General features: G+C 72.6%; 8 protein-coding genes. 4 read left to right on the top strand and 4 right to left on the bottom strand.

The window, feature by feature from the left end:
- Positions 1-46: 46 nt before the first annotated feature.
- Positions 47-1,477 (bottom strand): MFS transporter, encoded by a 1,431-nt coding sequence (locus tag OG897_RS00040; RefSeq protein ID WP_266651595.1) that lies wholly within the window; start codon positions 1,475-1,477, stop codon positions 47-49.
- 938 nt (positions 1,478-2,415) lie between these two features.
- Here OG897_RS00040 and OG897_RS00035 point away from each other — a divergent pair.
- On the top strand, positions 2,416-4,539 hold the full coding sequence (locus OG897_RS00035) for an asparagine synthase-related protein (protein ID WP_266651593.1): 2,124 nt from the start codon (positions 2,416-2,418) through the stop codon (positions 4,537-4,539).
- Between the two features lie 82 nt (positions 4,540-4,621).
- Here the strand turns inward: OG897_RS00035 and OG897_RS00030 are convergent, their stop codons facing one another.
- On the bottom strand, positions 4,622-6,559 hold the full coding sequence (locus tag OG897_RS00030; protein WP_266651591.1) for a sigma-70 family RNA polymerase sigma factor: 1,938 nt from the start codon (positions 6,557-6,559) through the stop codon (positions 4,622-4,624).
- A gap of 209 nt (positions 6,560-6,768) precedes the next feature.
- Positions 6,769-7,599 (bottom strand): TetR/AcrR family transcriptional regulator, encoded by an 831-nt coding sequence (locus OG897_RS00025; RefSeq protein WP_266651589.1) that lies wholly within the window; start codon positions 7,597-7,599, stop codon positions 6,769-6,771.
- A gap of 403 nt (positions 7,600-8,002) precedes the next feature.
- On the opposite strand from OG897_RS00025, the gene OG897_RS00020 reads away from it, so the two are divergent.
- Positions 8,003-9,355 (top strand): NAD(P)/FAD-dependent oxidoreductase, encoded by a 1,353-nt coding sequence (locus tag OG897_RS00020; RefSeq protein WP_266656437.1) that lies wholly within the window; start codon positions 8,003-8,005, stop codon positions 9,353-9,355.
- Between the two features lie 273 nt (positions 9,356-9,628).
- Positions 9,629-11,305: an ATP-binding SpoIIE family protein phosphatase gene (locus OG897_RS00015; protein WP_266651587.1), complete on the top strand. Its 1,677-nt coding sequence runs from the start codon at positions 9,629-9,631 to the stop codon at positions 11,303-11,305.
- Here OG897_RS00015 and OG897_RS00010 read toward each other — a convergent pair.
- Positions 11,289-12,584 carry an MFS transporter gene (locus OG897_RS00010; RefSeq protein WP_266651584.1) on the bottom strand — a complete coding sequence of 432 codons (1,296 nt, stop codon included), beginning with the start codon at positions 12,582-12,584 and terminating at the stop codon, positions 11,289-11,291. The two genes, OG897_RS00015 and OG897_RS00010, sit on opposite strands and share 17 nt — an antisense overlap.
- Positions 12,585-12,698: 114 nt before the next feature.
- Between OG897_RS00010 and OG897_RS00005 the strand changes: the two genes are divergently transcribed.
- A complete protein-coding gene (locus OG897_RS00005) occupies positions 12,699-13,256 on the top strand; it encodes a MarR family winged helix-turn-helix transcriptional regulator (RefSeq protein WP_266651582.1) in 558 nt (185 codons plus the stop codon).
- The last annotated feature ends 317 nt before the right edge of the window (positions 13,257-13,573 follow it).

Here is a 13,573-nt window from a genome sequence, read left to right as displayed (position 1 = left end):
TGTCACGCGCCGCGCGTGCCTCCCTCGCCCACCGGGCGGCCCCGTACTACGCCGGAGCCACCAGCAGTGGCCTCGCCCGCTCCCGCAGCTCTGCCACCCGTGGCTCGTCGCCGTACGGCTCCAGCCGGTGCAGCAGGTCCCGTACGTACTCGGTGGTGCGCGCCGAGGAGATCCGCCCCGCCACCTCCACCGCACGCGTGCCCGCCGCGCACGCCGCGTCGAGGTTGCCCGACTCCAGTTCGGCCACCGCGCTCACCACCAGGCGCAGCCCGTGCGACCGTACGAACTCCTCGGTCGGCCGGGAGAGCGCCTGCTCGGTGAACCGGCGCACCTGGCGCGGCAGCTTCAGGTCGCGGTAGCACTCCGCCGCGTCGGCGGCCAGCCTGTCGTACGAGTAGAAGCCCAGCCAGGACGGGTCGGGGTCGCCCTCCCGGGCCCGCTCCAGCCAGCCCTCCGCCGCCTTCAGCGCGGCCCCCGCCGCCACCGGATCGCCCGCCTTCGCATGCGCACGCGCCTCGACGAGGCGGAAGAAGCTCATGGTGCGGGCGGTGGCCAGGCCCCGGTTGCGCTCCAGGGCGGCCTGCGCGAGGTCGACGCCCTCGTCGGCGAAGCCCCGGTAGGTGGCCTGGAGGGACATCGACGCCAGTACGTAGCCGCCCAGAGGCACGTCGGCGGCGGCGCGGGCGAGGCGCAGCGCCTGGATGTAGTACCGCTGGGCGGCCTCCTGCTGACCGGTGTCGAAGGCCATCCACCCGGCGAGGCGGGTCAGTTCGGCGGTCGCGCCGAAGAGGGAGCGGCCGACGTCGTCGCTGTACGAACCGAGGAGGAGAGGTGCGGCGTCGACCCGCAGGCACTCCGGGACCATCGACGAACGCCAGTCGCCGCCCCCGTACTTGGAGTCCCAGCGCCGCGCGTCCTCGGCCGCCTCGCGCAGCTTGGCCACGTCGCTGTGGCCGACCCGTAACGGCGTCGCGTCGGGCGAGCCCTCGGCGACGGTGGAGTCCCGGGCCACGGACGAGTCCGCCGGGGTTATCAGCCAGCGCGAGGCGGGCGTGGCGTACGCGCTCACCGCGAAGGAACCGGCGAGGGACTGCCAGATGCCGCCGCTGCCCGCCCTGCGCCCGGCCAGATCCAGCCGGTACAGCTCGGTGGCGTGCCGCACCGCCACGGACACGTCGCGCGGGAAGGCGAGCCCGACCTCGGGGGCCGGGTCGGCGTCCGCGAGACCGATCTCGTGCAGCGGTACGGGACGGCCCAGCTTGGCGCCTATCGCGGCGGCGATCAGGTGCGGGGCGGCTCCCTGCGGAACCATGCCCTTCGACACCCACCGCGCCACCGACGTCTTGTCGTACCGAAGCGTCATACCGCGCTGCGCACCGAGGTCGTTGACCCGGCGCGCCAGCCCGGCGTTGCTGATTCCCGCGAGGGCGAGAACCGTGCCGAGCTTGTCGTTCGGCCCGCGTTGCTCCCTGGACATTGCGCCACCCCTCACGCAGACGGCCGCCGCGGGCCCGGCATAGGCTCGCGGCATTCGTAAACCCAGCGTAGTTCGCCGCATCCCAAGCGTTAAGGGCATGTGTCCCGTATGGCGAGATTGTTGTTCGGTCAGGGGGTCGGAGACGGGCGGAGAGGAACGTTCCGCCCGTTTCGTGCTCCCTTTGTGTGGCTGTGCGCCCGCCCGTGCGCTCTTACCGGGTGTCGGGGGCGGCGCTTCCATGGGACGTGCGTGGGTCGGCCCGCTGCACTGGACCCAGTGGGCTGGGGGACGCCGCCACCTTCATCCCCGCGGGTGGCGGACCGGTCCGGGAGGCGAACAGCGCCTCCCGGACTGCGCGCGCCCCGGTGAACTTGGCCGGATGTGGTCGGTGCGGCGGCGGTTGGGCCGCAGCGCCGCCCCCGCCTTGCTCCCCGTCTCGCCCCCCGCCCAGCCCTCGGTGCCGCCTGGTTGGCTTCCGCCGGTGGGTGCCGCCGTGCCCGGGTGCGCCTGCGGCGGGCTGCCCCTCCCCGCCCCTTCACCTCAAGCGCTCGCCGCGCGGCTGTCTCGGACACGTGCGGGTGCGTTGGGGCTGGGCGCGCAGTTCCCCGCGCCCCTGGCGGGGCGCGTCCACCCAGGGCCAGCCGAGCCGCAGTTCCAGCACGGCCCGCGCCCCTGAACGGGCGCCCCCTGCAAGGGCCCCACCCCAATTGCCCCCCAACTCCCCCTTTGCCCGCGCGCATTGGCCATCGCCACCGCCCCCCGCACCCCCACCCCCACGCCCCAGTCGTGGCAGCATGGTCCCCACGCGCGCGAGCGCACGGCACGGTGCACGCACCGGGGCGACGAGGCGGCCGGACGGCACGAGCACCACCACACCGCGACCGGCCAGGTCACCCGCGCACCGCGAGCAAAGTTGTCCACAGCCTGTGGAGGCGGCGATGCGTTGGTTGGTGGGATGGAGCAGTGTCGCCGCGAGCTTCGGCACGGTCGGAGCCGTCGGCGCGCCCGGCACCGAGCACGAGGGCGACACCGTGCAGCCCGTCGGGGCCCAGCTCCTGTGGGGCGACCCCGACCCCCTGTGGGCCGTCGGCGACTGGCGTCCCGACGAGGTCCGCACGATCACCATCGACGCCTTCACCCGCCTCGCCGTCCTCGGCTGCTGCGGCGCCACCGACGAAGAACTCCGCGTCGGACTCTTCGCGGCGCGCGGCGGCGCACTGAGGCACCTGACCGCCTGGCCCGGCTCCTACACCGCCGTCGTCCAGACCGGCAGACGCGTCACCATCGCCGGTGACCTGGCCGGAGCCCGCCCCGTCTTCTACACGCCCTGGGCGAATGGCACCGCGTACGCCACCGCCGCGCTCCCCCTCGCCGACCTCATCGAGGCACAGCTCGACATCGGCCACCTCGCCGCCCTCCTCGCCTGCCCCGACGTACCCGAAGCCCTCCGCGACGGCACTCCGTACACCGGCGTGAAGCGCATCCCGCCGGGGCACGCGCTCGTCCTGCGCGAGGGTTCGCGCGAGATCACCGGGTACGAGCCGGTCGCGTCCCTCGCCGTCGCCGCGCCCCAACTCGACCCGGAGAGCGCCGTGGACGGCGTACGGGACGCGCTCGTCGAAGCGGTACGGGCCCGCCTCACGGCCCCCCGCCACGCGCCCGACGCCCCCCTCCCCGACCCCGGCCCGGTCCCCGGCATGGGCCCCGCCGAACGACGCGCCCGCCGCCGGGGCGCCCCCGTCCCCGGCATCGGCTCCGACCTCTCCGGAGGCAGCGCCTCCGCCACCCTCGCCCTCCTCGCCGCGGGCCTCCCCGGCCTTCCCGGTACGGTCCTCGGCCACGGCACCGGCGCGGGCGAACGCCTCCTCGCCGTCACCTTCAACGACCTGGCCGCGACCCCCCGCGCCCGCGAGACCGACCTCGCCCCCGAACTCGAACGCGCGGGAGCCATCGCCGCCAACCCCCGCCTCCACCACATAGTCGTCCCGGGCGCCGAAGAGGCCCTCCCGTACGCCGACTTGGAGTCGGGCCCCCTCACCGACGAGCCGGGCCCCTCCCTCGTCACCGCCGAACGCGCCCGCCTGCGCCTCCAGTCCGGCAGCGCCGACCACCTCGTCGGCAACGGCGCCCGCCAGGTCCTGGACGCGCACCCGGCCCGCCTCGCCGACCTCCTGATCGACCGCAGGCGGCGCCACATCCTCCGCCCGGCGACAGCCCTCGCCAAGGCCGAAGGCACGTCCCCCACCTCCCTCCTGGTCCCCCTCACCGTCTACCGCGCCGCCCGCCGCCTCGCCCGTACGCCCTACCGCTCGGGCATCGAGGAGGCCGCAGTCCGCCTCACCCACCGGGACACCGCGGCCCCGGCCACCCCCACCGGCGCCCTGGACGCGTCCCTCGAAGCCCTGACCTGGTCCCGCCCCGGCCCGGCGGCCCGCTGGCTCACGGGCGAAGCCCTCGCCGAAGTATCGATCCGCCTCCAGGAGTCGGCCCTGCGCCCGGCCTCCTCACAGCGCCCCGGCGAAGCCCGCGCCCGCGCGGCCCTGGCGCGCCACGCCTACGACCACCGTGTCTTCGAGCAGGCCGCCGAGGTCCGCAGCCAGCGCCTCCACGCCCCCTTCCTCGACAATCAGGTCGTACGGGCCTGCCGCGCGCTCCCCGAAACCCTCCGCGTCCAGCCGGGAGCCCGCGCCGCGATCCTCCGCGCGGTCCTCGCGGGCACCGGAATCCACGACCTCCCCGCAGGCTGGGGCGCCGCCACCGCGCACACCACGTCAACCGCCACCGCCCAGGCGGGCATCCGCGCGGCCCTCACGACTCTCCTCGCCCTCTTCGACGCCCCCCTCCTCGCGGACGCGGGCCTGATCGAAGCCCGGGTGGTCCGCAAGGCCCTGCGCGCGGCGGCCGAGGGCGAACCGGTCCCCCTGGACGGCCTCGCCGACCTGACCTCCACAGAACTCTGGCTCCGCCGCCTGATCTCCCGCCGAGGCACGTGCTGGACGGGCTCCGCCGCCCCGAGACAACGCGCGGTCGCGGGCGGCGTCCCGCTCCGCCGAAGCCTGTAGCGCCCAAGCCTGAGGCGGAGGGAGCCTGTAGTGGAGGAGTCTGAGGCGGAGCCGTCCCGGCGTTACCGCTCAGCCCAAGCCCCTACCCACACCCGATCCGCGACCCCGCCCAATCCGCGAACGCCGCATCCGACACCCCCTCACCCACCGACTCCGTCACCAGCCGCAACACCTTCCGCCCCGCGATCCCCACATGCACACCCACCGCCCCGTCCCCACCCCGCAGCACCGGCGACCGCCACAACAACGCCCCGTCCCCGTACACGGAGAACCGCACAGCCCCACTCCCCATGGTCATGTCGTCGACCCCGACCCTCGCGTCGTACGTCGAACACCTCCGGTTCAGGTCAATCACCACCGACGACGTCGCGGGCACCGAAATGCCGCTCCCCTGCGTCACCCCGCCGATCGACATGTCCGCCCGCTGCCACACCGCACTGCTCTCCCCGATCCGTACCTCCGGCTCGGTGTGATCGCCCATCGGCGAGTACGCCAACTCCGCGACGGGGTACCCCTCGGGCTTCGGCGCGGGAGCGGGCGGAGGCGGCGGAGTCGGCCGGGGCTTCGGCGGCCTGGGCGCGGGCTTCACCGGCGGCGCGGGCGGCTTCGGCTTCGCCCGGCTCGGCGTCGGCGACGGCTTCGGCACCTCGGAAGGCGTCGGCCTCGGCGCGGGCGGCGGCACCACGGGCGGCACCGACGGCTTGGGCTTCGGCACCAGAGGCTTCGGCACCGACGGCTTCACCACGCGCGGCTTCGCATCCACCTTCGGCGGGATCGGCGCCTCGTCCCCCGCGAACGCGAACACCAGCCCCGCCGTCACCGCGACGGCGACCGCCGCCCCGATCCCGACCTTCGCCGGAGCCCCGAGCCCCTCCGCCACGGCCCCGCCCCCGGCCGCACCCCCAGACCCACCCGCACCACCCGAAGCCGCTCCCCCAGCCCCCGCCGCAGCCCCCGCTCCGACCCCGGCACCCACCCCGACCCCACCGGCCACGACCCCCGCGGCCTTCACCGCATACCCCGCAGCCACCCAGCCGATGACCGCCACCGGCAGCAGCGCCGGAATCCCCGCGTTCACATCGCGCAACTCACCGGCGGCGAGACGGCACTTGGCACACTCCTCCAGGTGCTTCCGCAGCCCCCGCTCGGCCCGCATCCGCAACCCGCCCCGCGCATAGGCGCCCAGCCGGTCCGCATACTGCGCACAGTCGCCCCCCGCCGTCAGCGCCGTACTGACGTGCGCCTGCAAGTACGCCTGCTTCAGGCCCTCCCGCGCCCGCGACGCCAGCACCGCCGTCGCGTTCGCCGTGAGCCCGAACAACGGAGCCACCTCACTCGGCGACTCCTCCTCGACGGTCGTGTGCCACAACACGGCCTGCCACCGCTCGGGCAGCGACCGGAACGCCTGCATGGCGAGCGTCTGCTCCGCCTCGTGCATCGCGCGCACGTCCGCACCCAGGTCCAGCGTGTCGTCGTCGCGCGCCTCCGACGCCCGCGCCGCCTGGTCGACGAACACCGCGAAGTCCTCGACCAGTTGCTCGCGCCGCGCCGTCTTGGTCCACGCCGCGGCGACCCGCCGCACCGTCGTCATCAGATACGCGCGTACGGCGTGCTGCGGCCCGGCCCCGCCCCGCACCGCCTGCAACGTCCGCGCGAAGACCTCGGCGGTCAGGTCGTCAGCGGTGTGCGCATCCCGGCAGCACGTCCTGGCATAGCGCCGTACGGCATCCGAGTGCCGCCGGAAGAGCTCCTCGTACGCACCGTCGTCCCCGGCCCGCATCCGCTCGACCAAGTCGGCGTCGGAGGGGCCCGGTTCGCCGCGCGAGGTGCCGCCACCGCGCTGCTGCGGCACGCTCGTCGGATCGGGTCCCCGCTCGACGTCCGGCGCGGGAGTGGCCCCCAGCGGACCGCCCTGACTCGGCACCTGCCGAGGCGGCAGCCCGGCACCGGCATCGGAGCTCTCGGCCACGTTGTTGTCGTCGCCGTCCCCGAGAGACTCGTCCCGCTCGTCAACACCCATGGCGGAAGCCCCCGTACGCGCCCATCGACCGCAATATCCGGCCAAGACTCCCACAGGGCGACGCGCCGAAAGCCGATCAAGCCCGCCAACCACTCGTCCGGGGAGTTTTCCCGAAACGGAGCGCTAATCCTCACCCTTTAGGGGAGGCGTTGGCGGGCTATCGGTACGACAAACCCCCCACCACGGAGGGCCTCTTCCCACGGCGGACGTCACGCGGGCCGCGAGCGCAGTCCTTCCAGCAGGATGTCCAGGAGACGCGACGAGGCCGCCGCCTGCTGCGCCGCGTCCGGCAGCGAAGGAGCCGCTGTGGCGATCACCAGCAGCACGTCCGCCACGGTCACGTCGCCCCGCAGCTCACCCGCCGCCCGCGCCCGGTCCACCAGCTGGCCCACGACCTCAAGGAGCGTCGCCGCCCCCGCGTCGTCCAGGTCGCCCCCGGCGGAGCCGCCCACCGAGCCGTCCTGCTCGACCAGCCGCAGATCAGGAGCGGAGTCGGCCTGCCGCTGCTGCGGCACCCGGGTGGCATCGCGACCGGCGGTGTCGAACACACCGTCGCCCTCGGAGTCGTGCACGCCCACCCGCAGCACCTGCGGAGGCAGCAGCCTGCCCGCACCCGACGCCACCGACGTGCGCAGGAACCGGGACAGGGCCGACCACGGCTCGTCCTCCTGCCCGAGCGCCGTGCGCGCCTGCTCGGTCAGCCGGGAGGTCTCCTCCTCGGCTATCCGCCGCACCAGTACGTCCTTGCTCGGGAAGCGCCGGTAGACCGTGCCGACCCCGACCCGGGCCCGGCGCGCGACGTCCTCCATCGGAGCCCCGTAACCGAGCTCCCCGAACACCTCGCGGGCGGCCCGCAGTACGTGTTCGAGATTGCGCTGTGCGTCCACGCGGAGCGGTGCGGACCGGGGCACCGCGGACGAACCGCCCGCACCCACCCGCCCGTTGCCGTCCGCCACGGTGGCCGTCGTCGTCACAGCCGCCGAAGCGGCCGAACCTGCCGACGACACGGCAGCCTGCCAATGTGAATCCTGAATGTGCATCAGCGTTCCCCCGGTAATGATGTCTCCCCCCGGAGACACTCCCCGCCCTGACTGCCGGAGTCCACGAGTCGCACGAGCACTCACCCCGCCACCCCGACGAGATACGAACATAGTTGAGCGCGGGGCGATTCAGAAGGGGGTTGTTCCGCACGGTGTGCCCCCCGAACGGAGCAGTTGCCCGGCTCTTCCCGTCGTCAGGCCGCCCCAAAACCCCCATCTCACCCCCTGACCAGCGCATTGATCACACGTATCAACGACCGGCAGCAACGTCTGCGCGCCAAAAGAAGACTGGCGTCCAGTCACACAATCCGTCGGCCCTGTGGACAAAGCCCAGCGCCCGTTGCCTCATGGGACGGTGACAAATCCAGTGCGCATTCTCGTGGTAGGCGGCGGATACGTCGGCATGTACACCGCGCTGCACCTCCAGCGGAAGCTGAAACGGCAGCTCGCCCAGGGGAGTGGACAGGGGAGTGGACGGGGCAGCGGGCAGGGCGGTGGGCAGGGCGGCGCGGAGATCACCGTGGTCACCCCCGACCCCTACATGACGTACCAGCCCTTCCTCCCCGAAGCGGCCGCCGGGTCGATCTCCCCGCGCCACGTCGTCGTGCCCCTGCGCCGCGTCCTGCCGCACTGCCGCATCCTCGTCGGTGAGGTCAACGCGATCGACCACGCCAAGCGCACCGCCACCGTCACCACCCTCGCCACCGCCGAAGAGGGCACCGGGCCACGCCGGATGACGTACGACGAACTGGTCCTGGCCCCCGGATCCGTCTCCCGCACCCTCCCGGTCCCCGGCCTCGCCGACCACGGCATCGGCTTCAAGACCGTCGAGGAGGCCATCGGGCTGCGCAACCACGTCATCGAGCAGATGGACATCGCCTCCTCCACCCGCGACCCCGCCGTCCGCGACGCCGCCCTCACCTTCGTCTTCGTCGGCGGCGGCTACGCGGGCGTCGAAGCCCTCGGCGAGCTCGCGGACATGGCCCGCTACGCCTCCCGCTACTACCACAACATCAAGCCCGCCGACCTGAAGTGGATCCTGGTCGAGGCCAGCGACAAGATCCTCCCCGAGGTCGGCGAGAAGATGGGCAAGTACGCCGTGCGGGAGCTGCGCGGCCGGGGCATCGACGTCCGTCTGAACACCCGCCTCAACTCCGTGGAGAACCGCGTCGCCGTCCTCGACGACGGCGCCCGCTTCCCCACCCGCACCCTCGTGTGGACCGCCGGCGTCAAACCGCACCCGATCCTCGCCGCCAGCAGCCTCCCCCTCGACGAGCGCGGCCGCCTCCGGTGCACCACCCGCCTCACCGTCGACGGCGCACCGCACGCGTGGGCCGCCGGGGACGCGGCGGCCGTCCCCGACCTCACCTCGCCCGAGAAGGGCAAGGAGTGCGCCCCCAACGCCCAGCACGCCGTCCGCCAGGCCAAGGTCCTCGCCGAGAACATCGTGGCCTCCCTGGAGGGACGACCCCTCACCGACTACCGCCACAAGCACGTCGGTTCGGTCGCCTCGCTGGGCCTCCACAAGGGAGTGGCGTTCGTCTACGGCCGCCGCCTCAAGGGCTACCCCGCCTGGGCCATGCACCGCGCCTACCACCTCAGCCGCGTCCCCACCTTCAACCGCAAGGCCCGCGTCCTCGCCGAATGGACCCTCTCCGGCCTCTTCAAACGTGAGATCGTCTCGCTCGGCTCACTGGAACACCCGCGCGCGGAATTCGAACTCGCGGCGGGCGGCGAACCTCCCAGGCCCCGCTGACGTCCTCTCAATTACCGGCTGTCAGTGCGGTCCGTCACACTGGACGTGTGACGATAGGTTGACCCGCGCCTGCACACCGTGATCACGCACGCCGCCCCGTGCGCGCTCACCGCCCGCACGGCCGTCGCACCAGGCGGTCGTACGGGAAGGACCACGCGGACCGGCCTACTGCGCACTTCAGCACCCGCCCCACCGAAGTACCGCAGCACCCCGGGCGATCCCCGGGACCAAGCCGACCTGCACCACCTCTCCGATCACGAGGCAAGTAGTTCAGTGAACTTCACCCGCTGGAGCGCCCGGCTCCCCGGAACGCAGCGCCGCGCAGCAGCCCGGTCCGACCGCGGGTCCGTGCCCGCCGCCCGAGGTGAGAGCGGGCCGCAGCCCGACGAGGCACCCGCCGACGGGACCTCACCGGCCGCCGAAGAGCCGCGCCCGCCCACCCTCGACGACCTGTCCCTGCGCGAGATCGTCGGCCAGCTCCCCGCCCTGGTCGCCCTGGTCTACGGTCCTGAACACCGCATCGCGTACGTCAACGACGCCTACGCCACCGTGTTCGGCGACCGCACCCCGGGCGCACCCGCCGCCACCGAGCTGCCCGAACTGGAGGAGCTGGGTCTGTTCCCGCTCCTGGACCAAGTCCTGCGCAGCGGCACCCCGCGCACGGTCAAGTCCCGCCGCACGGCCAAGGGCGGCTCGTACACGATCACCTGCACGCCCCTCGACATCCCCGACGGCGGCGGCGTCCTGATCTTCGCCGCCGACGTCACCGATCACGCCGACGCCGCCGAACGCCTGCGCGCCGCCGAACGCCGCCAGCGCGAAACGGCCGTGACCCTCCAGCGCTCCCTGCTCCCCCAGGAACTGGAACAGCCCGACGACCTGCGCCTGGCCGCCACCTACCAGCCCGGCGGCAAGGACGCGGCGGTCGGCGGCGACTGGTACGACGTGATCACCCTCGGCGCGGGCCGCACCGCCCTGGTCATCGGCGACGTGATGGGCCGAGGCGTGCGCGCGGCGGCCGTGATGGGCCAGCTCCGCACGGCGGTCCGTGCGTACGCCCGCCTCGACCTGCCCCCGCACGAAGTCCTGCAACTCCTCGACGGCCTCGCCGCCGAGATCGACGCCAGCCAGATCGCCACCTGCGTCTACGCCGTCCACGACCCCAACGAGGGCCGTCTCGTCTACGCCTCCGCGGGCCACCTCCCGATCCTCGTCCGCGAGGAGGACGGCACGGTCAACCGAGCCGAGGACAACCCGGGCCCCCCGCTCGGCACGGGCGGCTGGATGCACACCTCCGGCACGATCGCCCTGCCGCCCGGATCCACCGCCGTCCTCTACACGGACGGCCTGGTGGAACGCCGTCGCGAGGACATCGACGAGGGAGTGGCCGCCCTCGAACGCGCCCTCTCCGGCGCGACCGGCACCCCGCAGGTCGTCTGCGACCGCCTCATGAGGGCCCTCGGCATCACCACCGACCACGACGACGACGTCGCCGTCCTCGTCGTCCAGCACCCCGCCCGCCAGGGCCACGACGCGGAGCTGTTCCACAACGCGGCCCTCGAACTCCTCGGCGGCATCGAAGCGGCCCCCCGCGCCCGCGCCTTCGCCACCGGAGTCCTCTCCTCCTGGCGCTTCCCCGTCGAACTGTCCGACCTGGGCGTCCTCGCCGCCAGCGAACTCGTCGCCAACTCCCTCCAGCACGGCACACCCCCCATGCGCCTGCGCCTGCGCCGCACGGACCGCCGCCTGATCATCGAAGTGACGGACGGCGACGACCACCTCCCCCGCCGCCGCCGGGCCGACCCCGGAGACGAAGCAGGACGAGGCATCTCGATCGTCGCGACGATCGCCTCGTCCTGGGGTTCGCGCCGCACACCGGGCGGCGGTAAAGCGGTGTGGTGCGAGTTCGCACTGCCCGACCACGCGTCAGGGGTTACGCAGCAGCTTTGACGCCGCCCGTCTCGCTCTCGGGCACGTGCTTGGCGACCACGATGGACTTCACCGGAATCGGCAGGTCCTGCGCGGGGGTGAGCTGCTTGCCCATCCGCAGCGCGAGCACGCTGATGCCGAGCGAGAACAGAATGAACGTCACGATGTACGGCATGTGCAGCGAGGCCCCCATGGGTCCGCCCACCGCGGGCCCGACCGCCAGTGCGAGCTGCTTCACGAGCGCGAAGGCGGAGTTGTACGTCCCCACCATCGACTCCGGCGCGAGGTCGGCCACCAGCGGAGCGACGGTCGGCGACAGCATCGCCTCACCGAGCCCGAAGAGCGCGTACGTCGAGATGAAGGCGGCGGTCGCCATCGTCTGGCTGCCGTGCCCGAGGCCCGCGTATCCGGCCGCGATCCACGCCACGGTCCAGATCAGCCCGACCAGGGCGATCATCCGCGACCGCCGACGGCGCTCGACGAACTTCAGCACCAGGAACTGCGCGACCACGATCATCGCCGTGTTGGCCGCCAGCGCGATGCCGAGCGTCGACGGGTCGATCCCGGCCGCCTCGGTCCCGTACGCGGCGAGCCCCGACTCGAACTGTCCGTAGCAGGCGAAGAAGATCACGAACCCGAGCCCGCACAGCTGAAGCATCGCCTTGTGCTGGGCCATCGTCTTGATCCCCGCGAAGAACCCCCGGTCGGCGCCGGCGCCCTCGACCACGGGAATGTGCGGCATGCGCACGGTCATCGCGATCCCGGCGAGCACCAGGAACATCACGGCTTCGATGCCGAAGAGCAGGGTGAAGGTGGTGGGGTCGTCCTTGTCGACGATCTGGCCGCCGATCAGGCCACCGATGCCGAGACCGAGGTTCGCCAGGAAGAACTGCATGGCGAAGGAGCGCGTCCGGGTCTCCGGCGTGGAGCACCGCACGATCATCGTCGCCAGCGCGGGCTGCATGACCGCCGTACCGACACCCAGGACGGCAGCCGACGCCACGGTCGTCGCCAGGCTCGCCGCACTGCCGAGCGCGACGGCGCCCACAGAGGCGGAGAGCGCCGCGCCGATCAGCACGGGCACGGGCCCGCGCCGGTCGATCAACGCCCCTACGAAGGGGAGCGCCACCAGCGCGGCCATGGCGAAGGCGCCAAGGACGATGCCCGCCGAGGTCGGTCCCAGTTCCCGCACCTGAGCCACGTACACGTACAGATACGGAACCGTGAATCCCAGCCCGAACGCACTCAGCGCGTTGCCTGCCTGAATCCGCCGCATCGCTGAGCCCATCGCCTTGGTCATACTCACCTCAACCCTGAAGACCTGAAGTCCGAAGACTTCAACAGTAAAGTTAGAACCTCAACAATACACAGAGAAGGACTTCAATGCCAACGCGCCCCATGCCATACTTCGCGGATGCCAGACACGCCAGAGTCGCCCGGCCCTCATGAGCCGAGCCTCGACGAGCAGATCGCCGCATACCAACGCGAGTTCCGTGACCTCGACCCCCAGGTCGAGAAGGTCGTCTCGGCCCTCGGCCGCCTGAACCGCCGGATGAACGTCGCGTACGGCCGCCAAGTCGCCGCCCTCGGCATCAGCAACGCGGAATGGGAAGTCCTCAAGACCCTCGTGGTCTCGGGTGCCCCCTACCGCCTGGGCCCCGGCGAACTCGCCAAGCGCCTCGGCCTCACCCCGGCCGCGATGACCCACCGCATCGACCGCATGGCGGGCGAGGGTCTGGTCACCCGCGACCGCGACGAGAACAACCGGGTCCGCGTCATCGTCGAGCTGACGGACGAGGGCCGCACGAAGTGGCTCGAAGCGATGCAGATGGCGGCCTCCTTCGAGGAGGACCTCCTCCAGGACCTCGCCCAGGACGAGCGCGCGGGACTCGGCGAGATGCTGACCCGCCTCCTGCGCCGCGTCGAGGACGCCCAGCCGGACGCCGGCGGCCGCCTCACCGACCTGGACTGACACCTCTTCTCCGGACGTTTTCTTACGTACGTTCGACGGGCCGGGCAGGGGTTGACACCCCTCCCGGTGATCCGTAAGGTTCTCCGAGTTGCCACACAGCCGTAACGGTTCTGCGGCATCACCTCCCGCCGCGAAAGCGGCAATCAAACTCCGTACGATCTCCCGCCAGGGTCGATTTCGGCATGCCGAATTCCGACACTGGGAGCCGATTTCGGTTCACCGGGAAAATCCACTAGAGTTTGAGACGTCGGAACGGCCCAACAGCCGCAAAGACAACCCAAGTTCGACTGGGAATCAGGCCCGAAAGGATCTGATAG

The organism is Streptomyces sp. NBC_00237 (assembly GCF_026342435.1).
Classification (GTDB): Bacteria; Actinomycetota; Actinomycetes; order Streptomycetales; family Streptomycetaceae; genus Streptomyces.
This window is presented reverse-complemented; position numbering and strand designations above follow the sequence as displayed.